We start from the raw sequence: 24,973 nt of genomic DNA, 5'->3' as shown, positions 1-24,973 counted from the left end.
TTTTAAAAACTATATTAGTATTTATAATCTTACAAAGAAAATATATAATTATTTACAATTAAATCAACAAATTTCAACCATCATTAGCCTTTTCAAAAGATAGCTTCTTATAAAAATACTTAATAGAATAGAGAGTATTAATACGCTACGAATATGATCGGCATATACTTATAGTATTGCACGCATTTTTACCGGCTACTCATCAGATCATGCTAGTTCATTTTAGAAAGCAGGTAAAATACCCGCTTTTTTTAGTCGCACGATGATAAATTCGCCGATAGCTTTACCCTGAGTCTGCCCATTTTCAATAGCATCTCGGTAATGAATTCCTCCATATAGCCGGGAAATAGCTGCTTCAGCAGCCGCCTGCCGGAAGGATTTGAATTCACGCTCAGGTAATTCAAATAGAATTTCGGTATTGTCGGTAAACGCGAATTTATCCCCCAGCATATACGTTAGCAACTCGGCAACAGCAGTTGAAATAACGCTATGACCGCTGGTGTATTCGGGGAAGGGTGGAGTTTGTAAGAGCGGTTGCCAGCGTACATTGATATAGCGGTTAATTACCGTTTCAGGGCGAATGCGATTGCTACGGTATTTTTCGTCCCAACAACTAATAAAAGCATCCATAAGCGTCATCGCCACCAACGAATGAATCTGCAGTGCTTTGTCAAACGGTAGTTTTGCCTGAGCCGTAACAATGCTGGTAATGTTCATCCAGTGTCCGCCAGGACTGATTTTTTTAAATCCAATGGACATATGCCCCGACGTATTGACCGCAAATGGGTTGCAATCCCAATAGGAAGCAATGAAGCGCTGCTGCTCGGTTAATGTATTTCCCACCCGATACACCTCATAGGCCAGTTTATAAAATTCGCTGGTAGTGTCTTTGCTGAACGTAACGGGTGATTTAGGTTTAAATTGAGTACAGGAATCAATGACCATAGGGCGAATGATACGCCAGTGCGGTTCAATTGCTTCAATATAGGCTGGCGGTGTTGGGTACCAGAAACCGTCTCTCTTAGTGGGTCGGTACCGTAATCGGGCGCTTAGTTTTCTGTAATTATCATCGGCGGCATACGTAACAATCTGTTTAGCAATCATCTGCGCTACGTTCACCGACTGCTGAAGAGCTGACTCGCTGTATCCTTCCTTTTTAAGCTGACTGAGTAATTTTTGCTGATCTTCTTCCAGCATAGAACCCGATGGCAGAATCAATCGGCCGGTTTCAAGAATACAGTACAGCGCAGCTACCTGATAGTCGTAGGGCTCTTTTTGCGTCAGTTCGAGCGGTTTGAAATCGCGAACAAACGATGCAGGCGATGTGATTCCTTTTTGCTGACGGGCAATGATCTCATGCGCGCCTAATAAACAGTACGTATAAAAACGGCTGGCTGCAGGCGGATTGACAACGTCATGGATCATCACCATCGTTACGGCAAACATTGTCGGCTGGAGATGTTTACCTAAGTCATACTTAGGTTTAGCCCCGGCAGTCTGGCAAAGAAAAACCCCAATAAGCAATAAATATCTCATGGTTTTTGCGCGCTATAGACCTGCAGAGGCTGATTGAACGCTCCAATAATCAGGTATTTTTTCTGCTGTACCGTTACGTCAATCACAGACTTGACATCCCCCGTTACGGACAAACCGGCATTTGGCTGACTCACATATGTGAAATTTCCTTTCCCATCGCCCGTTAAAAGACATCCATAGTTCGCATCCATGCTACCCAGTTTCAAGCGATTATCCGTTTTATTACCGAACAGAAGTACATCTGCATGGCCATCCTGATTGACGTCTTTTACAACACTGACGGTTACTGGGGCAAATTGTGCTTGTATGGGCAATAGATGTTTCTCAAAGGCGCCATTTTTTGCCAGATAACAGACCGTGTGACACTCCGTTACGGTGAGCTTTTGCGCTCCGGCTAAATCTTCCGCCGAAAAAATAGTCTGAATGGTTGCGTTCGCATAATCCTTATAAAAACCAAATTTCTTGCGCATGGCATAGATCTGATCATTCAATTCATCCCGACTGACGAACGGATAAGCCTGCCCTTGTACGTAGCAACTGAAGAATGGATCAATAGACCCGTTTTTATCAAAATCAGCGTAATACAATTCCGCTGGTTCTTTTTCCGAAAAATGCAGTTGCGAATTTGTTCCCAGATTTCCGGCAATAATGTCTTTCTGCCCGTCGCCATTCACATCAGCAACTGTCAGCGATAGCCAGAACCCTGCTGATGCTTCGGGGAAATACGATTTTGTTTTATCGACAAACCCATCTTTTGTGTTCAGATAGATTTTTATGGACATGAACTCACCGCATAGAATCAGATCATTACGTCCGTCGTTGTCCATATCCGCCCATTGCGCATCAGTGACCAGACCTGCCCTGGCAAAAGGAATCGGTACCGCCTTAAACTGACCGTTTCCCGCGTTTTGGAGTAGATAAGAAACAGCCGGTTCCGGGTAGCGACCCGGTATCACGCGACCACCTATGAACAAGTCAAGATCACCGTCGCCATCGTAATCGCAGGGACGCACGCAGGATTTACTGCTGGCATTGAGGTTGGGTAGCGCCGTTTTCGACAAACTCAGGTTTCCCTTTCCGTCATTCATATACAACTCATCCTGTAGGGAAGATGTATTCACCTCAAACAACGAATAGCCGCCTTTCGCTACGTATAAGTCATCATATCCGTCTCCATTAGCATCGAAAAAAACGGCTGCAGAAACGGCCGACGTGGCTTCGTCACCAATCGTCAATGGCTCGATTTTTTGAAACGGTTGTGCATCCGATTTTCCCCCTTTCTGTTGTACCCAGACGCGACCTGGTTTATTCTGATCGCCACTGATGAACAGATCGTCCAGCCCATCTTTATTAACGTCTCCTTTTGCCAGCACAGGTCCTGTATGCGAATACATCCATAGCATGAGTGGTTGTCGTTTGAAATCATTCTCGGTATAGCCTTCGTGCGTGTGCGACACAATGGGCTCCACCCTGGAGAAAACAGAACCGGACTTTTTCGGCGTCAACAACGTAGTAGACGTAAGCCCCGTAGTCGGTTGTTGGATCACAACCAGTTGATTGATCGCCATGCCGACGATGGTCTGTTTCGTCTGATCGGGCCAATTGATGACAACCGAATCAATGGCCGTAACAGTACCAAGACCAAAGTGAAGGGTTAGCGGTTGTGTCGACAAATAACCACGTACCGGACTGATTTCCTGATACTGACGGTTTCCTTTCGTATACAGATGTATCTGTGCGCCCAGCGCATTTTTGTTGCCGTGCGTCGGAACCAGTTTTAACTGAACGTAGCTATTTTTCGATTGCTCACGACTCAGATTCTGATAGATAAAAGCCGGTTCGTTGATATTATTGACCACGAGTTCCAGATCACCATCGTTGTCAAGATCGGCATAAGCGGCTCCGTTTGAGATCGAAGGCGTCTGAAAGCCCCACTCCTGCTGCTTATTTGCAAAGGTTAGATCGTGGTTGTTGCTAAAAATATAATTGGGAATTTTGGTCGACGGCATCGCCTTTACCAGATCCATCAACTGTATCGATTCGCGATTGATGGCTTTTTTGACCTTATAATCGCCCCAGTATTTCAGAAAATCTTTATTGGTATAGTCCCGTAGGTACCCGTTCGTGATGAATAAATCTTTATAGCCATCATTATCAAAATCGGCCATCAGCGGAGACCAGCTCCAATCGGTATTTGATACGCCCGCGGTCTGAGCAATTTCGCTGAACGTCGGTATGCCTGCTCCACTGCGGCCGTCGCCATTATTCAGTTGGAGCATATTGCGCATGTATTGCTTCTGCAAGCCTTGCTGCTGCATCAATTCAAACGACTCGTAATTTTCCTGAAGCTGGAGTAATTTTTGTCGGCGGTTATCTTCGGGTAGCATGTCCAGCGACATAATATCCGGAAAACCATCATTGTTGTAATCAGCGATGTCAACGCCCATCGAAAACTGAGCCATATGCCGAAAACTCGCCGATGAAACCTCGCTAAACGTACTATTCTGATTATTAATGTAGAGATAATCAGGCTCATTGTAATCATTCGTTACGTAGATATCCGGCCATCCATCCTGATTGATGTCAGCCACAGCCACGCCCAGGCCAAACGTTAATGGATATTGCTTGATACCCGCTTTCATTGATACGTTAATGAAGCGGCCTTTCTGATTTTCGTAAAGTTTATTGCCAGCCAGTTCGTCGGTTTCATTATGGAGCTTGGCTAACTCCATATTGTCGTATTTCTTGACGTTGTGATTTAACAGTAACAGGTCCAGATCACCATCTTTGTCGTAATCCAGAAAGGCAGCCTGCGTGCTATAGCCTGGATCATCGAGCCCGTATTCTTTAGCCTGCTCGCGAAAAGTGAGGTTTTTTTGATTGATGAATAGCTGGTTCCGGCGCATATCGGTAGGCACTTTACCCGAATAGCAGACGTAAATATCCAGCCAGCCATCGCCATTGACATCAGCCAGACTGACACCCGTTTTCCAGCCGCCCGGACGACCAGCCACTTCAGCCCGAACGCTGTTCGTAATATCTTTGAAGGTTAAACCGCCCTGATTCAAGTAAAGCCTGTTTGGTTTTAGATTGGCCGTAAAAAATATATCCTGTAAACCGTCATTATTAAAATCGCCCACAGCGACCCCGCCCCCGTTATAAAAATATTCGTAGGCCAGTACGTTAAGCTGTTCATTTTCGTCAATGTCATTGCTAAAACTGACGTTGGTTTTGCTGGCTGGAAGGAGCTGAAACAACGACTGAGCGTTAACACCACGTATAGGAACACACCCCAACAAAATGACGCCAAGGACGTAGCGAAAAAGTTGGCGAAAACGTAAATCCAATTGATTAATGAACATTGGTGAAACCATACGCACGCAAAAGAATAGCCAATAAAAATACGTATAAAAAGCCAAAGGTCCCATGAAGAGACCTTTGGCTTTTTAATGTAATTCGGCTCCTACTTATCCCACCAAACGCGGGATATCCAGTTATCACCCGACGACAATCTCGCTGTTGCCGACTGATAATTCGCCGTGTTCAGCGTTGCTTCCGTCGTCGGATAGGGTTGACGACGAGGAATCTGACCACTGGAGAAGTTACCGGTATAATTTACTGGCGTGAGTACTGGGAAACCCGAACGCTTCCAGTTGTTCCAAGCCTCGCTATTGTTCATCAGCATACCATCTGTAGCCCAGTATTGTTCGTTGATCTGTTTCAGCGCATTAGCCGCTACCAGCGGATGAGCATCGGCATAGGCATTCGCCGTGGCAGCGTCGATAGCAGCCGCTGTTCCATATTTCGACAGCGACAGGATACCTGCAGCTACACCGTTTCTGTAATGCTGAGCAGCCGTACCACTGACCGTGAAACCACGCGTAGCCGCTTCAGCCAGTAGCAATTCTGTTTCAGCGTAGGTCAGGACAAAAAGTGGTGCGCTACGGTTGCGATAAATCTGCGTTGGACGAGAGTATTTGCCGATAGGCGTGGCCTCTGCTCCTGCTCCGGTACCGCCAGGGTAACCAGCCGATTTACTGATGTCGGTCGCCTGACCATTCAGATCATAGCCGTTAGGCAGACCTAGCTGAGCACTCGCGGTAGTGTTGCCACCACTAGCGAAATCCTGATTGGCGGTCAGGCCATCGACAGGCACCTCGGCTACTTTACTCAAACGAGGATCGTTGTTCGCTTTCAGGTAATCGATCATGGTTTTGCTCCAGCGCACCTGATAAACATCGGCTAGTGTCGATAAAGCTGCACCATTTCCGTTTCCGTAACTGTTGGCATTGTCGGCCAATACATATGCATCATCATCAACACTGGTAAAGACACCGCCGGCAGCAGCTTTTTCAGCATAGCTCTTAGCCGTGGCAGCATCAGCTTTCACCATGCGCATAGCCAGTTTCAGCATCAGCGAATACCCAAACTTTTTCCATTTCGTTACGTCTCCTTTGTACGTAAACGCATCATTGGTAGGTAGCGCAGCCGATGCATTCAGGGCAGCGATGGAGGTTTCGAGCCGACTTAGCAACGATTTGTAAATGCTCTCCTGCGTGTCGTAGACGGGTAAGCTGGTACCCGCTTTGCCTTGCAACGCCTGGGTGTAGGGAATATCGCCGTAGGTATCGCTGATCGTTGCAAAACACTGTGCCTGCATGATAACGGCAATACTATTCAGGTTAACCTGAGCGGCATTACCTTTCGTTAACTGCTCCATTTCATAGGCGAAGCTGGCCGCTTTAAAGCCCTCATTCCAGGTACTTGCCAGATACGAGTTGGTATTACTCGAAATCACGTATTTGTCGCCGTTGGAATAATAGTTGGCAGCACCCGATGTGGTTGAGGCCAGAACCTGCGCCCACATACTCTGGAAAAGGATGGGGCCATTATAGCCAGCCGTAGAGTTGACGTAACTCCACTGAATGCTGGGCAGCAACAGATTAGCATCAAATGTAGCGCCCGATGCCTTGGTTGGGTCTGTATTAAGCGCGTCGAATGTATCCGTACACGAAAATTGCAGTGCCCCGATGAGGAAGGTTATTGCGATGAGTCTCTTCTTCATTGTTCTTTTATTTGAATCGAATGTTCAGGTTAACACCATAGTTACGCGTAGCTGGCAGATTGGCTCCCTCAATACCCGAATAGGTTAGGTTAGAGCCAAACGAAGCTTCAGGATCGATGTTGGTCGTCTTCTTCATGAGGTAAAATAGATTCCGGGCAACGAACGAAATGTTTACCGTGCGGATCAAAGGCAGCTTCTCCAGCACACGAGCGGGGAGGTTATAACCGAACGTTAACTGACGCATTTTGATAAAGTCGCCGTCGACTACACTGATTTTCGTTACGTTGTTAGCCAGCGCTGTATAGTACGCCTGCGCTGTAGCGTTAACCGTATTGGCAGCTCCGCCTTCAACAACACCCGTTGTAATTCCGCCTTCACGGCCTACTAACGTAGCTTTGTGCAACCCTCGGCGATACGCGTAGTTTTCCGTTGCCGACAGGATTTTGTTACCGTAGTTGTAATCGATCAGGAATGACAGGTTGAAATTACCGAACGAGAAATCGTTATTCAAACCACCGTAAAGTGTTGGCAGGACCGTTCCCATGTTGATTAGATCACCCCGAACCGGTAGCCCTGATGCATCGACAACGATTTGCCCATTCGAAGCATATTTGTAATCATACGCGCGAATTTGAGGACCTGCCTGACCAACGACGAAGGAAGTGATGGCATTACCCAGGGTGGCCCGGTTCGAACCGAGCGTAATTGGGTTGTTGTTCGCATCGGTTTGTAAAACTTTGTTATGCACGGACGTCAGGTTGAGCGAAACATTCCAGTTCAGATTCGTTTTCCGAATTGGTGTACCGGTTATCTGTAATTCAACCCCTTTGTTCTGTACAGAACCTGTACCTACCACACCACTTGCGTAACCCGTTGCCCAGCTGTAGTTGGCTGGCATAATTTCGTTCTGGGTTTCCTGCGTGTAATACGCTAAATCGAAGCCTAAACGGCTACCGAAGAAACGGAGTTCAAGACCTAATTCAAGTTCAGTCTTGGTAAATGGCTTCAGGAACAGATTGGGCAGACGGTCACTAAAGTTACCCGTAGCGGTTCCGTTGATTGCGTTGCCGACGCTGTAGTATACACTGGTTCCGTAAGCCGTGGTGGGTTCACCGCTAGTTCTGGCATAAGCAGCCCGGAGTTTACCAAAACTCAGGCTTGGTATCTGAACCAGGTCAGAGAATACAAAAGCTCCCGTTACTGACGGCGTAAAAATACTGCGGTTAGCGCTGGGCAGTGTAGAGTATGCATCATACCGTCCTGTTGTGCTCAACGTTAAAAAGCTTTTATAAGCTAAGTCAACGCTGTAATAAGCCGATTGAACTTCCGTGTTCGCTACTTCGTAGGTACGGTTGTAGTTCACAACATTGTTCCAGCTGTACAAGTAAGGAAGTACGAATGGACCACCATTCAGCCCTATTTTCTCGTAATTATTTTTCCGAATGTTTCCACCCACCAACGCATTGACAGAGATATCTGACGTAATGTTCTTATTAATTCCAATCAGACCATCCATGTTGAGTTCGGTACGCTGCGCATTAGAAAGCTCCTGCAGACTTCCCCGGGTATTTTGCGTGTAGGCTGATCCCCAGGGCTCTACTTTAAGAATGCGATCATTCGCGTTATCATATCCAACGCGCGCCTGGGCATAGATCCAGTCGGCGAACTGATACTTGGTCGACACCATAGAAATCAGTCGTTTGCGGCTGACATTATTAACGAACTGATTAACGACAAAATAGGGGTTCGTTACGTACTCGTCATCGCTAAAGACAATCTCCCGACCGGTTGTCGTGTTATAACCGGGTGCCAGAATACGCTGATCGATGTTGGTTGCCAGCAGCAGACCATTATTGGCGTTCATAGGACCATCACTCAGAATAGGCTTATTCTTTACCTGTTCGTCGATATAGTTGGCTAGTATGCTAAAGCTCAGCTTAGACGTAATATTTTGATCAGCTGTCAGATTGATGGTCTTCCGGGTCAGACCAGTATTCTCGATTATACCTTTGTTAGCCAGGTTCGACAATGACAGCCGGAACGATCCATTATCCCCTCCCCGCGTTACCGAGACGGTATTGGTAAAGTTCGAGCCCATTTTGTAGAAGTTTTTGATGTTATCCCGTTGCGCTACGTAGGGATATTGATTCCCGTCGAACTGGATAACATTTGTTCCATCCAGCTTAGCTCCCCAGCTCATCCGGCCTGTTTGCTGAGCTGTTGCCTGAGTGGTGGGTTTAACTCCATTGATTCCCTGACCATAGTCGTATTGAAAATCAGTGAAATTGACTGGCTGATCGGTCGTCAGGTTCATGTTATAATCAACCGAGAAATCGCCCTTTCTACCTTTTTTCGTTGTAACGAGAATAACACCATTTGATGCCCGGGCACCCCATAATGCTGATGCTGACTGACCTTTCAACACCGTCATGGTTTCGATATCATCCGGATTTAGGTTACCAAGTCCATCACCTCCATCGGCTCCTCCCCACTCTCCAGCACTGCCCCGCTGGGTATTATCCATTGGTACCCCGTTAATAACGATCAATGGCGATCCGCCCGAATTCATACTAGGCATACCCCGCATCAGAATTTTAGCCGTTCCTCCTGGACCGCTATTGGTGCCTTTTACGTTCAGACCCGCTACCCGGCCAGCCAGTGAGTTACCGATGTTCGTTTCGCGAGCTCTAGTCAGTGATGAACCATCGACGGTTGTGACAGCGTAACCCAGTGTGCGGGTTTCTTTCGATACGCCCAACGCCGTAACGACAACCTCATTCAGGTTCACGTCGCCCGGATTTAATTTCACGTTAATTATAGACTGGTTCCCAACAGTTATTTCCTGAGCAGCATAGCCGATATAGGAAAAAACCAGCACGACATTGTTATCAGGTACCGTGATGCGGTAGCGACCGCTACCATCCGTATTAGTACCACGGGTCGTTCCTTTAATGGTGACCGTTGCACCAGCCAGATCATTTCCTTTTTCGTCAGTAATCGTCCCTGTAACCTCTCTGTCGAGAGCAAAAGAGGGCGAAGCCGCACACACAATCCAGGCTCCCAGGAAAAGTAGAAGCCTGGGAATGGTTTGGAGTAATTTTGGTTTCATAAGTTTTCAGCACTTGATTAGGTTAAAAAACAAACTCTGATCAACAGACCGCAGATCATCGTTTATAAACGATCCGCGTCAACTTGCAATCACACAAAATTTAGATTGTTTACAAAAAACCAGGGGTTAAATAGGTATTAATTCTATACCGTGGTGAACGATGATTCTTTGGCAAAAAAGGCTATAGACGCTTTTTTTAGCCAAATATATGCATAACCATACAATAGTTTTTTAATTTTTTTAAAAATGACTTACTTTAACCACCGAAATTGATTTGAGTACTTGCTTAAATCAGGAACGTAGTATTGGTTTTAATGAAGGCTTATAAAAGTAATTTAGCTGTAGAATATTCTTTGGGCAATAGCTGCTATAAAGCCAAATGATTTGCCTGTTTTTCTGTTTTACCTATCTATCTCCATGAATTCATCTTTTATACTTGAAGAAGAACCCGTAGGCCAACAATCGGTTGTCGATTATAAAAAGAACCAAAAACAGCGGAAGGTGCTGGCGCACCTGTATACGCAGGGTACCTGTACACTGGCCAACTTAGCGCATTTACTCCATAATAGTGTCCCTTCGGTTACCGGTCTGGTTGACGAGTTAATTCAAACACAATGGGTAACGGCTATCGGAACAGCTATTGGTAATAATGGTCGACGACCTGTACTCTTCGGATTAAATACGAAGCATCATTACGTTGCGGTCATTGACGTCAGTACGCACGACACGAAAATCCTCTTCATGGACACTCAGCGTAAGGTCGTATTTCGCGGTGACTATGACCTGCGGCTAGCGGATAATTTCAGTTTTCTTTCTTCATTGATCCAGTATTTTACTAATGCCCTAACCGATTCAGGAATAAACGCTGAAAAGTTAGTTGCAGTTGGTATATCTATGCCGGGCCTGATCGATTCCCGACGAGGATTGAATTTGACGTATAAGAATCTGAATCATACTAACAATTCAATAACGGGTTGGCTCTCAGATCAGATTAACAAACCAGTTTACCTGATTAATGATACAAAAGCTACCGTACTGGGCGAAAGCCGGTTTGGTGGAGCGCAGGGAAAAAAACAGGTATTAGCCATCAATATTGACTGGGGCGTAGGACTGGGAATTATTGTAAATGGTGAAGTCTTTCAGGGCGCCAGTGGCTTTGCAGGCGAGTTAGGTCATATTCAGGTCGATCCGGAAGGCGAGTTATGCCGCTGTGGCAAAATCGGCTGTCTGGATACTATTACCTCGGCTTTAGCTTTGGTTCGGCGGGTGCAGCGTGATATTCTGGCCGGGCAAGTTTCGAAGCTAGCTACTTTTAAAGACCAGATTGATCAGATTGGTATTGACGAATTGATAAACGCAGCTCATCAGGGAGATTCGTACGCCATTGACATTCTACACGAAGCGGGTTTTCAGTTGGGGAAAGGACTAGCTTTAGCCATTAATTTATTCAATCCTGAGATAATTATTATCGATGGCGTACTGACCAATGCGGCCGATTTTATCCTGAGTACCATCGAGCAAGCGATTAGCAAATACTGCCTGAGCGATTTTCGGAATGATTTGACCATCGAGCTGACGCAACTAAATGGTACAGCCAAATGGTTGGGTACACACGCGTACGTAATGGAAGACATTTTCGCCAATTACTGATCAAATTATGCGCTGCCTAGTATGGGGATTTTTAGGATGCATATTGCTGACCATCATGGGTCTTACGCCCCTCCATATACCTACGTACCAGGGAACTTCGTTCCAGGAATCTCCCCGGGTTCTTATCTTCTTTGATACGGAGTGTCCAATTTGTCAGAAGACAACCCGCCGTGTTCAGGACTTAGCCGACCAATATACTGGCCAAGTTCAATTTGAGGCTATCTATCCCACCGAAACGACTACATTGGCTGACGTAAAAGCATTTGAGCGAACATTCAAATTAACGATTCCCCGCCAGCTTGATCCAACTCACAAACTAGTTAGACAGTACAAGGCAACGACTACGCCAGAAGTGCTGCTAATTTCGGCTCAGGATAAAATTCTGTACCGGGGGAGCGTAGACGATCAGTTTTATAGATTAGGTCGTTACCGGCCAGCCCCCACGGCATTTTACTTGAAAGATGCTATTGAGGCTACTTTGGTGGGTAAATCCATTGCCATAAAGCAAACTACGCCTACTGGTTGCCTAATTAATCGTGACTAAACTCTTGTTACTTTTTTGACAACTCACAACACTTTACCTAAAAAACGGAATCATCAACGTTACGTTATGAAAAAGTTATTTACAGCTATCCTTCTGATTATTACGCATGTCGTTCAGGCACAGTCGATTTATTCGTTTGACAAAGGATTAGCGATCGGTCCCTGTCATCATTACGGTCGGGAAGCGCTCTATACCGACCAGCTTGCTTACCTGCTTTACCAGAACAAATTACAAACACCGACCGAAGGTCAATCCCTGCCAGGCAACGGTTCACAGGATGTAAAATGGCAGGCCGTTACAGCAGACAAAGACCACAAGTTTCGAGGTCGTTCGTTCAACAATGGTTATTTGTATTTAACCTACGACTCCCCGCGAGAACAGACTGCCTTGCTCCACACGACAGGCCATAACATGGTGTATGTTAACGGAGCCCCACACGCTGGCGATCCGTATGCCAGCGGATGGCTATACGTACCGGTTATGCTTAAAAAGGGACGTAACGAGCTCTATGTTCGCACCTCTCAATTTTCCCGTTTTCAGGGTTTATTCACAGAATTAATTTTTCCGAAAAAGCCCGTTAGTCTGAATACAGATGACCCAACATTACCAAGTATCGTATTGGGCAACCAAACCGAGTCTCTGTGGGGTGCCGTCGTTGTTGTGAATACGTCTACCAAACCGCTGACTGGTCTACAAATACAAAGTCAGTTAGCAGGTAATACGTTATCCACCGACGTACCGACCGTAGCACCGCTGACAACCCGTAAAGTAGGCTTTCGGGTTAATGGGTCAGGCGTTCAGCAGAAAGGTGATGTGAAAGCGCAGATACGTCTGATTCAGGCAAACAAAACCCTCGATGAGAAAGAAATCAGTCTGGCAGCCGCGGAATCACTTAGTCATCAGAATTATACGTTTATCAGCAAGATCGACGGTAGTGTCCAGTATTACGGCGTAGCTCCTCAGCAAAAACCCGACGGACAGGCTCCCGCCCTGTTTTTATCGGTGCATGGTGCGGGGGTCGAAGCCAGCGGTCAGGCCCGTGCTTATCAACCTAAAGATTGGGGAGTGCTGGTTGCTCCAACAAATCGACGCCCGCGGGGATTTAACTGGGAAGACTGGGGTCGACTCGACGCACTGGAAGTTTTTGACATCGCTAAAAAACGGTACAAACCCGATCCACGACGCATTTACCTGACCGGCCACTCAATGGGCGGACATGGCACCTGGTATCTGGGCGCTACGTTCCCTGGCAACTGGGCGGCCATTGCTCCCTGCGCTGGCTATCCGACGCTGGCCGACTATGGTTCACACGATGGTAAAATTCCGACCGAAGGTGGTACACCGATGGAGAACCTGTTGCTTCGGGCGAGCAGTCCCAGCAACGTACTGGCTCTGGCAACGAATTATAAACCGCTGGGAATCTACGTTCTTCATGGTGATGCTGATCCAACGGTGTCCGTCGAATATGCTCGTCAGATGCGGAAGCTGCTCGGTACGTTCCACCCCGATTTTTCATATTACGAATATCCTGGCGGATCGCACTGGTATGGGAATGAGAGCGTCGACTGGAAACCCTTGTTTGAGTATTTCCGGGAACATCGCGTTCAGGTCGATAGCGCGGCTCATAGTATCGACTTCACAACCACTAATCCAGCTATTTCGTCCACCATGCGCTGGGTAAGCATCGACCAGCAACTTAATCCACTGCAACCAAGTCGGATACAACTCAAGCGAAATAAAAAAGGGAAGACCATTAGCGGTGACACACAGAACGTCGGTTTACTTAGTTTCGACCTGAGCGATTTTCAACCCGGCGAAACCATAACGATTACGCTCGATAGCCTGAAAGCGATCAGTTATGCCGTTAAAGGGTCAGCGGATAAGTTGCATCTCGTCAGAAAAGATCAGTGGGAAATGGGTACCAAGCCGACCGCCGAACAAAAAGGTCCGCATCGGAATGGTACGTTTAAAGAGCCGTTCAATAACCGAATGGTCTTCGTATATAGTACGTCGGGAACAGCCGACGAAAACAACTGGGCGTTTAATAAAGCCCGATACGACGCAGAAACCTGGTATTATCGTGGAAATGGTGCCGTTGACATCATTCCCGATAAAGAATTTAACGCTGGTCAATACGCAGACCGGGGTGTTATTCTGTACGGTAATGCAACGACCAACCGGGCCTGGAACAAATTGCTGGCAAATTGTCCCATTCAGGCAAGCCGGGGTACATTGACAGTCGGTAGCGAACGCTACACAGGCGACAGCATCGGTGCCTATTTTGCCTGGCCTCGCCCGGATAGCCCGACCGCGTCTGTCGCTGTCGTTACAGGAACGGGGCTGCCCGGACTGAAAGCAACGGATGCTAACCAATATTTTGCGGGTGGCAGTGGGTTCCCCGATTTTATGATCTTCGACCTGACAATGCTCCGCGATGGGATCAAAGGCATCCGCAAAGCTGGCTTTTTCGACAACAACTGGTCGTTAACTAACGAACAGACGGTTAGTCAGACGGAAGCGCCGTAGGTAGTAGCTACTTGCTGTAACGCAGGCTGTCTGCGTTACAGCAAGTTCAGCCGGTTCATCAACTCAGCTTTGTTGGCCCGACTGATGGGAATGACTTTTGTTGCGACGACCAGATTGCTTTCTTCGATGTCAACGATTTTGTCGAGGTGAATGATGTAGGAACGATGCACCCGCAGGAACTGAGCGCCAAGCTTTTCTTCCAGCGATTTCATCGTCGTGTAGGCGACAAATGTCTGGTTTGTTGTTACGATTTTGACGTAATCGCCTGCGTTTTCAATGTAGAGTATGGAATCATAGGAAACCCGGATGTAGCGTCCATCTGCTTTTATGTAAATCGCCTTCTGATCACCAGCCTGTGTGTGCACGTTCCTGGAACGCGCTTCTGTTTCCAATACCTTTTCGACCGCCAGTTTAAAGCGGGGTTGCGAAACAGGTTTTTTCAGGTAATCAGTCACCTGGTATTGAAACGCATCAAAAGCATATTCCGTTTTGGTGGTTGTCAGAACAACCTGCGGTGTTGTTGTTAAACGCTCCAGCAAATCAAAACCCGACAGACCAGGCATTTCAACATCCAGCCAGATCAAATCGATATCATCATCCGCCAATAGCTTCAGCGCCTGTGTAGCGTCTTCGCAGACGGCAACCAGCCTCAGCGACTCATGTTGCTCACACAGACGCTGTAGCGATTTGCGCGACATCATTTCATCATCAACAACGATACACTTGAGTGCCATAGCTTATTTTCGTATCAGGTAGTTTTGCCACTGCGTCTGTAATAAGGGTTGCCGGCTCATTAAATCGTACCGGAAGGTGTGCCAGAGATGTCGAACCGTATTCGCGTCTGGCTCTGCCTGCATCATTTCTTCCAGTTGAATCATCATCGCTTCCAGGTCTGACAGTCCGACCATTCCTAAGGTAGGTTTAAGTTTATGCGCCAGCTGACGCACATCGTCCCAGCGTTGCTGCTGAATCAGAATATCAAACGCATCGAATTCGGTAAGTACCGTTTCCAGAAAGGTTTCGAACATGCTGGCCGCGTAGTCAGTATCGTCACCATACAACTCGCTGAGCCGATCATAATCCAGCGGGTGCGTCACAACCCCGCTGGCAACATGCCCAACCACCTGTGCCTGCTCTTCGGTAGCGTATTGTTTCAGTACAGTCAGCAACTTATCCGGCGGGAAGGGTTTTGAGAGAAAGCCGTCCATACCTACTTTGATCGCCATTTCTTTCTGATCCAGCATAGCCGACGCGGTCAAGGCAACAATGGCCGTCTGCTGGTTCAGATTATCAATCGATCGGATAGCAATGGTCGCTTCATAGCCGGTCAGCACTGGCATCTGAATATCCATCAGAATCAGGTCAAACTTCTGTTTGCGACAGATATCGACGGCCTGTTGCCCGTCGTTGGCAATCGTGAAGGTTACTCCCCACTTTTTCAGTAGACCACTTACGTAGCGCTGATTCATCAGGTTGTCTTCCGCAACCAGAATCGTCATGTTTTCAACCTTTCCCGTTGTTTCATTAGCGAGTATCTCTTCTGGTGTATTCTCTTCAGTCATTACCAGTTCATACGGCAGACTGAATGTGAACACGCTACCCTCGCCTTCTTCGCTACGTACCGAAATTTTCCCTTCCTGTAATTCAACAAGTTCTTTGGTAATCGCCAGACCAAGTCCCGTACCTTTGTGTTTATGCCCCTGAGGGCTGATCTGGCGGAATTTTTGAAAAACTCGCTCAACTTTATCGGATGGAATGCCAATGCCTGTGTCAGACACCTGAAACTCGATCCAGGTACGTGTAGCTTCTTTTTTCCGAACCCGTGCCGTAAGAACGATAGATCCTTCTTCCGTGAACTTCTCAGCATTGCCAAGCAGGTTCAGTAAGATCTGATTTAGCATCAGTTCGTCGCCAATGTACTTGCCGCTGATTCGGGCATCCAGCATGACATCCATCACAACCGGACGTTTCTGGAGCCGCATCTGGAATATTTTCTGAAGACTACGTAGCAAACCCGCCAGGTCGAACGGTTCACGGTGAACTTCAACCCGGCCCGCTTCGATCTTCGCCATATCGAGTAAATCGGAGATCAGCGAGTGTAGAAAATCAGCCGATGAGCGAATAATATCCAGATATTCTAACTGTTCCTGGCTGGGACGCGTATCGTATAGCAGGTGGGTCATACCGATGATGGCGTTGAGGGGTGTACGAATTTCGTGGCTCATGTTGGCCAAAAACTGTTTTTCCGCCTGTCGGGATTCTTCCGCCAGCTTATGAGCCTGTGCTACTTCGATTTCCAGTTGTTTTCGCTCCGTCAGGTTGTAATGAATACCAATAGACCCAATGATGGTACCGTGCTCATCCATAATCGGCGATCCGCTGATGAGTACCCACAACGTTTGGCCGTTCTTATGACGTAGTGGAATTTCATACGATGTAGCTAGTCCCTGTTTACGTATCACTTGCTGTCGGGCAACAACCTCGCGCGCAGCAGGCGTCAATAGCAGCTCGGCCGCATTCTGACCAATTAATTCATCCGACGTGTAGCCGAGCATCTGACAGAACCGCTCATAGGCACGCACAATCGTCTGGTTATTATCTACTTCGAGCAGCCCCAGTTCCATGTTGTTCATGATGCCCCGGTATTTCTCCTCACTTTTGCGAAGCTGTTCGCGGGCCAGATACTTTTCCGTTACGTCGGTATATCGCCACAGATGCCCCATATACTGATCGTCGCGAAAGACCGGGATGAAATCACGCTCGAACTGCCGACCATCCGCCATACAAACTTCTTCGCCAAGTACAACCCGCCGATTCTGGAGAAGATCATTAACACGTTTTCGCTCTTTTTCGGGCTCTTCGAACAAATGCGCTACCAGTCGAAACGGAATGGAACAGATAGGAACATCCTGTTGAAAATCCAGCTCATTAAGACCAAACAGATCACAGAACATTCGGTTGATCAGGACAATAGCGTGGTTTTCATCCTCGATCATCACCGCTGATACAGAGCTGGAAATCACGGTGGTCAGTCGAATCTGTGCACTGACCAGCGCCTTTTCTATCTCTTTCTGATCAGTGATATTACGGGCAACAGCAACCAATTCCCATTTACCGTCTTCGTTTGTAACCAGCCGAACTGTCTGGCCTATCCAGCATTGGCTGCCATCCTTACAGAGCACAGGAAACTCCTGGTAAGTGTTGTCGACTTTATCGCGCAACATGCTCATGTAAAAATCGTGTAACATCCCCCGATAGTCTGGAATAACCAAATAGTTATAGGGTTTCCCCAATAGCTCTTCTTCCATATAACCTAGTGTACGCTCGACCACCGGACTAACATACGTGAAGGTGCCATCAATGGGTGACACTTTGTAAATGATATCGTGAACCGATTCAATTAACTGCCGATGCTCCTGATCACTTCGGCGGAGTTCCTGCACTTTCTCCGCTATTTGCTGAGTCAAACTATCGTTCAGGAGTCGGAATTGTTCTTTGGTTTGGCTGAGTTCATCAATTTTTTGTGATAACTTTTTTTCGGCCTGTAAACGGGCTTCGCGCTCCCGCTGGACCGACTGAGTTAACAAATATATTTCCTCAACACGCATACAATACGGTGATCTTCGAATGAATAAAGAGTCGTTGATTCGAAATGAACTATTCTCAACATAATATAAATATAAAGTAAACTATAAAGACGATATGAATACTTTCATTTTTCACAAATATACTAAACGGCTATTCCGGCAAGCACAGACTTATGAGACCATCACCAAAGCATAATTTCTAATCGGATAGCTGTCTGACAGTTGACGGACGCTTTTTACCAAAAAACGTACAAATCATGCAGTTCATCGAAAAGCAACCGACCTCCCCTAGTATGTCCACTACATTTGAACCATTAAATTATTCAACGGAAAACGAAGGTCACGGAAAATTGCTTTTGCTTTCCACTTGTTACTTCCCGAGTTCGCTCACTAACAGACAATATACTACTACTGCTTAGCCATGAATCGTTTACTTTCTATTGTCCGCCCCGTTTTACTCTCTGATTTTTTACCACAACGTGTTCGATTGCCACGCTTATTCTCAGGATGGGTGCACCCCAAAATGCTGCGTCTTTTTCTGATCACCACCGGTCTGTTTGCACTGGAACTCTATCTGGTTATCAAGTTTTTTTTCTAGCCGTAAAGCACATAGCTTCTTAATTAATATAGCCTTTACTTAATCCATACCAGTCTTTTAAATAACAAAAGCGCCCTGTTGAAGGGCGCTTTTGTTATTTATTCAAGTCAACTCTACAAGACTTACTTCGCTTTCAGATACGCAAATGGAATAATCATTTCTTCCAGCGACACGCCCCCATGCTGGAACGTATTGCGGTAGTGATTCACGTAGTAATTATAATTGTTCGGATAGGCAAAGAAGTAATCCTCCAGTGTAAAGACGTAAGCTGTCGATACGTGTGGCTTTGGCAAAAACAACCGCTCCGGCTTCCGGCCTACAAAGAGGTGGTTATCGTCGAAACCAAGGTTTTTGCCCTGTTTGTAGCGCAGGTTCGTATTCGTCTCCCGATAGCCAACAATCTTCGCAGGCTTCTGTACCCGAATCATCCCGTGGTCCGTTGTTATGATTAGCCGACCGCCCTTATCCGCAATCTTCTGAATAAATTCCAACAAAGGAGAATGCAAAAACCAGGATCGCGTAATAGATCGATAAGCCGACTCGTCGGGGGCCAGCTCTTTAATCATGGCCATATCGGTGCGGGCATGCGAGAGCATATCCACAAAGTTGTAAACCACTACGTTCAAGTGATTCTGTAACAGGTTGTTGAAGTTGTCGACCAGCGATTTTCCCTGATTGACGTTCAGAATCTTGTGGTACGACGACTTGATGTTCAGGCGGCTCTGTTCCAGTTGCCGACGCAGAAACTCATCTTCGTGGTTGTTCAGCCCTTCGTCCTCGCTGTCGTCGTTGACCCACAAGTCGGGATGTTTGCGTTCCATTTCGCTGGGCATCATACCCGAAAAAATGGCGTTACGAGCAAAGCCGGTAGTCGTTGGTAAAATCGAATAATAGGAGGATTCCTCTTCGACCGTAAAGTATTCGGCCAGTAAGGGCTCGATCACTTTCCACTGATCGTAGCGGAGGTTATCAATCAGAATAAAGAACAACGGGGATGTAGTACCGCTCTGATCCAGCAACGGGAACACTTTCTTGCGCATCAGTTGATGCGACATAACCGGGCTATCCATTTTGGGTTCATTGAGCCAGTCTTCGTAGTTGTCCATCACGAACTTACAGAACTCAGCGTTTGCCTCGCTTTTCTGCATGTTCATCACTTCCGACATACTCCGATCCTGCGAACTATCGAGCTCTAACTCCCAGTAAATAAGCTTTTTATAGACATCCGCCCATTCATCAAAATCCATGCGATCATTGTATTGCATGGAGATATTCCGGAAGTCCTGTTGGTAGCCAATGTTGGTACGTTCAGTTACGAGCCGCTTGTTATCTAAAATCTTTTTGACCGAGAGCAGAATCTGGTTCGGGTTGAGCGGCTTGATCAGATAATCAGCGATTTTAGAGCCAATGGCTTCTTCCATAATGTGCTCTTCTTCACTTTTGGTGATCATAACGACGGGTAGATTCGGTCGCATCTGCTTGATTTGCGACAGCGTCTCTAAACCTGTCATACCCGGCATCATTTCATCCAGAAAAACAACATCATAGTTTGTGTTTTCAACCTGGTCAAGTGCGTCAGCTCCGCTGTTAACCGATGTAACGTCGTAACCTTTGTTTTTCAGGAATAAAATGTGGGGTTTCAAGAGATCAATCTCGTCATCGGCCCAGAGTATCGAATAATTTTGCATGCGTTCGGTAGTGGTTTAATTGAGCAGGTTTCCCGGCTGCATTTACACCGGTAACGAAACACAAACTCATTCTTTGTTTAACTTCAAACGTCTGCTTCTGTTCGGAAAGATCGCTTAAATTGGTATTTTAACAAGATTTAACACATCAGCTGGGCCGTAAAATCAGTGAATGCGCGTCTAAATCGTTCCAAATTCGTAACCATTTGCTTCCCGTAATTGCTACTCATATGCACTACGTTAACACCCTCTATCTAGCGGCAAGATAGATGCAATATTGGCATTATCCGCGTTCTATTCTAACTCGAATCAGCTACTGGTAAATTGCACAAAAATCACCTACTTGACGTATTGAATTATGTTTCTGGATAAAGTCGCTATATTTTACGTTATTTTTACAACGTAAGTTGTGCATACAGATAGCAGCGACAAAAACCTACTGTTGTTCAACTACGACACCTATGAAAACACACTCTATTAGTTTCTTTTTTCTTTTATTAATTGGTCTAGTCTATTATCAATCGGCTCAGGCTTATACAAATGCACCGACACGGATTATACCTATCGATTCGATAGGCGTTGAGAAGAAAAATGGCAAGCGCTTTATCATACACCGGGTTAGCGAAGGCCAGACGCTTTATGCCATTGCCCGTCGATACGGCCGTTCGGTTGCCGAAATAAAAGCGGCTAATCCCGATATGAAAGCTACGGTTCAGTATAATCAGTTGGTTAGGGTACCGCTTCCGGATGCTTCACTTAACCGGAAGCAGGAAAAAGTAGTAGACAAAGCCATCCAGAAGCAGGAGAAGGACGAAAAACGAGAAGTTAAGGCCAAATCGGAGGATCGCCCGGTAATAGCAGAAGCGAAAGCCGATAAGAATTCCGATAAAGACGCCAAAAAAGCCGATGATCCGGCTAAAGCGGGAATTCACGTTGTGGAAGCAGGTCAAACGCTATACAGCCTGGCCAGTCGATATGGCGTATCTCAGACCGACCTCCGCAAATGGAATAACCTTCCTGGTAACAATGTGCTGATTGGACAGGCTTTGATCGTTTCGGAGAGAGCCTACCAGGTACGGACGCCTTCAACGCCTGGCCCGGCGGCTAAAACGTCTGAACCGTCTCCCCGAACGGCGGTCGCTCATTCAAGTGAATCCCGACCAACAACCCCGACGACTGAACCCCATGTTGCGGAGCATCGTACACCGCCAGCCGAATCGAAACCTGAGCGACGCACGGACGACGACGCAACAACCCGTCCACGAACGGAGCCCGATGCCCCCAGTAAGGCAACGGCCACAGCCCCTACGTCTGACAATCGGCCAGTAGCCAATCCCAAAACTGCAGATACCGAAGTAGAGATAGAATCGCCCCGACCCGGTAATGACGCACCCATGCCTACGCACGGACGGCGAATTTCGGACAGTGGCGTAGCTGAAATAATCGACGGTACCGACGGGTCAGGTAAATACATGGCTCTCCATCGTACAGCGCCTATCGGAACGCTGGTGCAGGTACGTAACGAATTCAACAACCAAAGCCTTTGGGTGAAGGTGATTGGCCGACTGCCCAATACCGGTATCAACGACAAAATTCTGATTAAACTATCAACGCAGGCTTTCTCGAAACTTTCGCCCCAAGATCGGCGTTTTCGAGCTGAGGTCAGTTACATTGTTCGATAAGACCGCAGCTATGGAAAAAGAGACGAAAGAAGAGCGTATTGCCCGGAGACACCGTGAACGCGATAAGCAAATGAAGGCTTCGCCTGGCTACGTAACGTTCAGCATTATGTTTACGCTGGCTTATCCGTTCATTGCGGTTTTTACCTTTATTATGTCTACTCTGTTATCCTGTCTTTCAGGCGTTTCCCGAGCCATGGCGTGGGTGGTTAGTGGAGGAAGTAGTAAATGATAAATGCTGAGCTCTTAATCAAGACTAGCTCCTTAAAAGACTTTTTAGACAGGAAGGCCGATCAGTACAATCGGCCTTCATTTATTGAGCGCGACCCGATCAGTATTCCTCACCGTTTCAGTCGAAAGCAGGATATTGAACTTATGGGTTTTTGGGCGGCTGTCCTTGCCTGGGGTCAGCGACCAGTCATTCTGAAGAAGGCGAATGAGCTAGTCAGTTTGATGGACGGCGCTCCATACGATTTTGTCCGTAATCATGAAGAAAGCGATCTACAGCGATTTCTAAATTTTAAGCATCGCACTTTCAACGCCAGTGATGCGCTATACTTTCTCCATTTCTTCCGACAGTATTATCTAACCAACGAATCGCTGGAAGATGCTTTTTTGCCTAAAAAAGAATTGATCGACAGCGCTCGATTGGCATCCGATCCAGCATACGTAGTAGAACAAGGCTTAATAGCGTTCCACGACCGTTTTTGCAGCCTCACCGATTTCTTTCCCGAGCGTACGCGTAAACACATTGCTACCCCCGCCCGTAACTCATCATGCAAGCGCCTGCTGATGTTTTTGCGGTGGATGGTGCGTCAGGATGACCGTGGCGTTGATTTCGGCATTTGGACGCGGTTACGTCCCAGTCAATTAGTGATGCCGATTGATGTTCACGTCAACCGGGTGTCCCGCGAGTTAGGATTACTCACCAGCCGGAATGCCGTACCGACACAACCCGATTGGAAAGCCGCTCTGGCGCTCACCGAAGTCCTTCGCGCTTTCGACCCGGCAGACCCAGTACGGTATGATTTTGCCTTGTTTGGCTTGGGTGTTGACGGGGAAATGTAAGAGTCAGCGTTCAAGCTTAGAGAGAACATTAGAAAATTTTAACAAACAATCCTCAAGCCGTTCCGCTTACTATTGTAGCGACCTGTGTTTATATAATCATGCCGTTTCAGATCACTACACAATCCTTCGGACCACTACCGAACAGTACGAAATCACTCACTGAATATCTGCTCGAACACACGGAGTCGGGCGAATTTATCACTGTTATTCCTGAATTTGGGGGTATCCTCAGGCGACTGGTCTTACGAAAAGGAAAAAAATTGTTTGCGCTGCTACAGGCCCCTGATTCGCCCCAGGGATTAATGGCCGATGAAAGTTACGCCAGCGCACTGCTTTTTCCATTTCCAAGTCGCATCCGGCACGGCATCTATCGATTCGATGGAGATGCCTATACGTTAAAGCTGAACGAAGCCAAGCGGGATAATGCCTTGCACGGGTTTGTTCATGGCCGTGAATTTTCAGTAGTCGATCAGGACGTAACGTCGACTCATGCCCAACTGACGCTGCGCTATGACTACATGGGTGATACGGTTGGCTACCCGTTTCCATTTACGCTAACCGTCACGTATGAACTCGTACAGGCCAATTTATTGCCGCATGGCAGTCATCCCGAGGCAGACAAAATGTGTGCCCTTCGGATTACATACGCTGTTCAGAACATTGGTATAACCCGCTGTCCGGTAGCTTTCGGATGGCATCCTTATTTTACGTTTACCGGCGAACCCGTTGATCATCTGTCCTTGACGCTTCCGAATCGCACTCCTATTCTGCTCGACGAAAACATGATCCCTGACGGGCTGAAGCCTTTCGAAGAAGCGAGCACGCTTAACCTTCATAAGCTGGAACTAGACACTGCTTTTGTTATTGAGCCAACGAGTGACCCTAATTCGCCAGAACCGTTCGCCGAAACCATACTGACGTCCTTGAGTACCGGCGTTCGAATGATTGTTGGTCAGCAGACGGGCGAAGGTAAATTCAATTATCTGGTATGTTACACACCTACCCGACGGGATAGTATCGCCATTGAACCACTGACGGCCAACGTCGACGCGTTTAATAATGGCGAAGGCTTAACCGTTCTGGAACCCTGGGATACAATCAGCGGAACAATGTGGGTCAGATTGGATTGATTACGTTGCTACTCAAAGCGAACGTATCTTAACATTCCGAAACCAAACGGAACTACCCCAATCCTGCAAACCGATCCGGCCGGTAAAGCGGCCTTTGCTAATGGGAGCGTCTTTCAGTTTGCTCTCGGCGATACGTTTTTTCCAGTCCGCACTGTTCAGGTCGTGCTCCTGAATACTGTAGCCGTTCAGCGATACAGTCAGTTTATTGTTTTTCAGAATAAAGTGAACCTTGTTCCAGCCTCCTACTGGCTCGACTTCCCGAACGCGCGCATTGGCTACGCTGAAAAAGTCGCCAGCCCGGTGTTTGTTTTCATTGGCCCCTTCGTAAATGGCATCGTCCAGAACCTGAAGCTCCAGACCCGTATCAAAAATATTTTTATACTGCGGAGACTCCTGCACGAAGAAGAAAATACCACTATTAGTGAAGCGCTCGACTTTCCACTCAGCTTTGAATTCAAAATCGCCGTTTAGTACAACATCCGTTACCAGATCTCCCCCATTGGGCGCTTTATTCCCTATGCGATTGGGAACATCCAGTTTCAAAGCGCTCTGCTCTATTTTCCAGGCAGTTCCTACCTCTTTGCCCCCATACGTGTGCCATCCGTCAACGTTCTTTCCATTAAATAGCAGCTTCCAGCCTTCTTTTTTTTCCTGGGCAGATAACGTATTAAGCACTTGCGCCTGTAGCGACGTAACAACAAGGCACATAAATGGGATAAGGAGAGCGTATTTTTTGAACATACTACTTCGAGTAAACATCTATCTTCTATCTAAAGACGTGTAAGTAGACGAACTC

General features: G+C 47.0%; 16 protein-coding genes. 8 read left to right on the top strand and 8 right to left on the bottom strand.

Going from position 1 to position 24,973, the window contains the following annotated elements; translation table 11 throughout:
• Positions 1 to 222: 222 nt before the first annotated feature.
• The 4 genes from IC230_RS07345 to IC230_RS07330 form a co-directional block, all read right to left on the bottom strand.
• Entirely contained in the window at positions 223 to 1,536 is a 1,314-nt protein-coding gene (locus tag IC230_RS07345; protein WP_191038322.1) for a vanadium-dependent haloperoxidase, read from the bottom strand.
• Positions 1,533 to 4,898, bottom strand: a complete 3,366-nt coding sequence (locus IC230_RS07340) for a VCBS repeat-containing protein (RefSeq protein ID WP_191038321.1) — start codon at positions 4,896 to 4,898, stop codon at positions 1,533 to 1,535. Before IC230_RS07340 ends, IC230_RS07345 begins: the two co-directional genes overlap by 4 nt.
• 101 nt (positions 4,899 to 4,999) lie before the next feature.
• Positions 5,000 to 6,601 (bottom strand): SusD/RagB family nutrient-binding outer membrane lipoprotein, encoded by a 1,602-nt coding sequence (locus tag IC230_RS07335; protein ID WP_191038320.1) that lies wholly within the window; start codon positions 6,599 to 6,601, stop codon positions 5,000 to 5,002.
• Positions 6,602 to 6,608: 7 nt separating this feature from the next.
• Complete coding sequence (locus IC230_RS07330) at positions 6,609 to 9,710, bottom strand: SusC/RagA family TonB-linked outer membrane protein (RefSeq protein WP_191038319.1); 3,102 nt, start codon at positions 9,708 to 9,710, stop codon at positions 6,609 to 6,611.
• Positions 9,711 to 10,127: 417 nt separating this feature from the next.
• On the opposite strand from IC230_RS07330, the gene IC230_RS07325 reads away from it, so the two are divergent.
• The 3 genes from IC230_RS07325 to IC230_RS07315 all read left to right on the top strand — a co-directional run bounded on the left by IC230_RS07325 (position 10,128) and on the right by IC230_RS07315 (position 14,430).
• Complete coding sequence (locus tag IC230_RS07325) at positions 10,128 to 11,360, top strand: ROK family transcriptional regulator (RefSeq protein WP_191038318.1); 1,233 nt, start codon at positions 10,128 to 10,130, stop codon at positions 11,358 to 11,360.
• A 7-nt stretch (positions 11,361 to 11,367) separates the two neighbouring features.
• On the top strand, positions 11,368 to 11,904 hold the full coding sequence (locus IC230_RS07320) for a redoxin domain-containing protein (RefSeq protein WP_223860401.1): 537 nt from the start codon (positions 11,368 to 11,370) through the stop codon (positions 11,902 to 11,904).
• A gap of 66 nt (positions 11,905 to 11,970) precedes the next feature.
• Positions 11,971 to 14,430 (top strand): carboxylesterase family protein, encoded by a 2,460-nt coding sequence (locus IC230_RS07315; protein WP_191038317.1) that lies wholly within the window; start codon positions 11,971 to 11,973, stop codon positions 14,428 to 14,430.
• 35 nt (positions 14,431 to 14,465) lie between these two features.
• Here the strand turns inward: IC230_RS07315 and IC230_RS07310 are convergent, their stop codons facing one another.
• Entirely contained in the window at positions 14,466 to 15,164 is a 699-nt protein-coding gene (locus tag IC230_RS07310; RefSeq protein WP_191038316.1) for a LytR/AlgR family response regulator transcription factor, read from the bottom strand.
• Positions 15,165 to 15,167: 3 nt separating this feature from the next.
• Positions 15,168 to 18,038, bottom strand: a complete 2,871-nt coding sequence (locus IC230_RS07305; RefSeq protein WP_191038315.1) for a PAS domain S-box protein — start codon at positions 18,036 to 18,038, stop codon at positions 15,168 to 15,170.
• Positions 18,039 to 18,438: 400 nt separating this feature from the next.
• On the opposite strand from IC230_RS07305, the gene IC230_RS07300 reads away from it, so the two are divergent.
• Entirely contained in the window at positions 18,439 to 18,615 is a 177-nt protein-coding gene (locus tag IC230_RS07300; RefSeq protein WP_191038314.1) for a hypothetical protein, read from the top strand.
• Positions 18,616 to 18,737: 122 nt separating this feature from the next.
• Here IC230_RS07300 and porX read toward each other — a convergent pair whose 3' ends face one another.
• The gene (porX, locus tag IC230_RS07295) at positions 18,738 to 20,303 is read right to left on the bottom strand and encodes a T9SS response regulator signal transducer PorX (protein ID WP_191038313.1); all 1,566 of its coding nucleotides are present in this window, start codon (positions 20,301 to 20,303) and stop codon (positions 18,738 to 18,740) included.
• Between the two features lie 458 nt (positions 20,304 to 20,761).
• Here porX and IC230_RS07290 point away from each other — a divergent pair, with 458 nt between their 5' ends.
• The 4 genes from IC230_RS07290 to IC230_RS07275 all read left to right on the top strand — a co-directional run bounded on the left by IC230_RS07290 (position 20,762) and on the right by IC230_RS07275 (position 24,177).
• On the top strand, positions 20,762 to 21,982 hold the full coding sequence (locus tag IC230_RS07290) for a LysM peptidoglycan-binding domain-containing protein (RefSeq protein ID WP_191038312.1): 1,221 nt from the start codon (positions 20,762 to 20,764) through the stop codon (positions 21,980 to 21,982).
• A gap of 10 nt (positions 21,983 to 21,992) precedes the next feature.
• Positions 21,993 to 22,211, top strand: a complete 219-nt coding sequence (locus IC230_RS07285; protein ID WP_191038311.1) for a hypothetical protein — start codon at positions 21,993 to 21,995, stop codon at positions 22,209 to 22,211.
• A complete protein-coding gene (locus IC230_RS07280; protein WP_191038310.1) occupies positions 22,208 to 23,047 on the top strand; it encodes a TIGR02757 family protein in 840 nt (279 codons plus the stop codon). The genes IC230_RS07285 and IC230_RS07280 overlap by 4 nt, the downstream gene beginning before the upstream one ends.
• A 98-nt stretch (positions 23,048 to 23,145) precedes the next feature.
• Positions 23,146 to 24,177, top strand: coding sequence for an aldose 1-epimerase (locus IC230_RS07275; RefSeq protein WP_191038309.1), 1,032 nt, complete (start codon positions 23,146 to 23,148; stop codon positions 24,175 to 24,177).
• A 12-nt stretch (positions 24,178 to 24,189) separates the two neighbouring features.
• On the opposite strand, the gene IC230_RS07270 is transcribed toward IC230_RS07275, so the two are convergent.
• Positions 24,190 to 24,918, bottom strand: coding sequence for a 3-keto-disaccharide hydrolase (locus IC230_RS07270; RefSeq protein ID WP_191038308.1), 729 nt, complete (start codon positions 24,916 to 24,918; stop codon positions 24,190 to 24,192).
• Positions 24,919 to 24,973 lie beyond the last annotated feature (55 nt).

Source organism: Spirosoma validum, assembly GCF_014699035.1.
GTDB classification, from domain to species: Bacteria; Bacteroidota; Bacteroidia; order Cytophagales; family Spirosomataceae; genus Spirosoma; species Spirosoma validum.
Note: the sequence above shows the minus strand (reverse complement) of the source record. Positions and strands in the feature narration are given on the sequence as shown.

Coding starts and splice junctions, on each gene's coding strand:
- IC230_RS07345 (WP_191038322.1), bottom strand. CDS start 1,536: ATGAGATATTTATTGCTTATTGGGGTTTTTCTTTGCCAGACTGCCGGG.
- IC230_RS07340 (WP_191038321.1), bottom strand. CDS start 4,898: ATGTTCATTAATCAATTGGATTTACGTTTTCGCCAACTTTTTCGCTAC.
- IC230_RS07335 (WP_191038320.1), bottom strand. CDS start 6,601: ATGAAGAAGAGACTCATCGCAATAACCTTCCTCATCGGGGCACTGCAA.
- IC230_RS07330 (WP_191038319.1), bottom strand. CDS start 9,710: ATGAAACCAAAATTACTCCAAACCATTCCCAGGCTTCTACTTTTCCTG.
- IC230_RS07325 (WP_191038318.1), top strand. CDS start 10,128: ATGAATTCATCTTTTATACTTGAAGAAGAACCCGTAGGCCAACAATCG.
- IC230_RS07320 (WP_223860401.1), top strand. CDS start 11,368: ATGCGCTGCCTAGTATGGGGATTTTTAGGATGCATATTGCTGACCATC.
- IC230_RS07315 (WP_191038317.1), top strand. CDS start 11,971: ATGAAAAAGTTATTTACAGCTATCCTTCTGATTATTACGCATGTCGTT.
- IC230_RS07310 (WP_191038316.1), bottom strand. CDS start 15,164: ATGGCACTCAAGTGTATCGTTGTTGATGATGAAATGATGTCGCGCAAA.
- IC230_RS07305 (WP_191038315.1), bottom strand. CDS start 18,038: ATGCGTGTTGAGGAAATATATTTGTTAACTCAGTCGGTCCAGCGGGAG.
- IC230_RS07300 (WP_191038314.1), top strand. CDS start 18,439: ATGAATCGTTTACTTTCTATTGTCCGCCCCGTTTTACTCTCTGATTTT.
- porX (WP_191038313.1), bottom strand. CDS start 20,303: ATGCAAAATTATTCGATACTCTGGGCCGATGACGAGATTGATCTCTTG.
- IC230_RS07290 (WP_191038312.1), top strand. CDS start 20,762: ATGAAAACACACTCTATTAGTTTCTTTTTTCTTTTATTAATTGGTCTA.
- IC230_RS07285 (WP_191038311.1), top strand. CDS start 21,993: ATGGAAAAAGAGACGAAAGAAGAGCGTATTGCCCGGAGACACCGTGAA.
- IC230_RS07280 (WP_191038310.1), top strand. CDS start 22,208: ATGATAAATGCTGAGCTCTTAATCAAGACTAGCTCCTTAAAAGACTTT.
- IC230_RS07275 (WP_191038309.1), top strand. CDS start 23,146: ATGCCGTTTCAGATCACTACACAATCCTTCGGACCACTACCGAACAGT.
- IC230_RS07270 (WP_191038308.1), bottom strand. CDS start 24,918: ATGTTCAAAAAATACGCTCTCCTTATCCCATTTATGTGCCTTGTTGTT.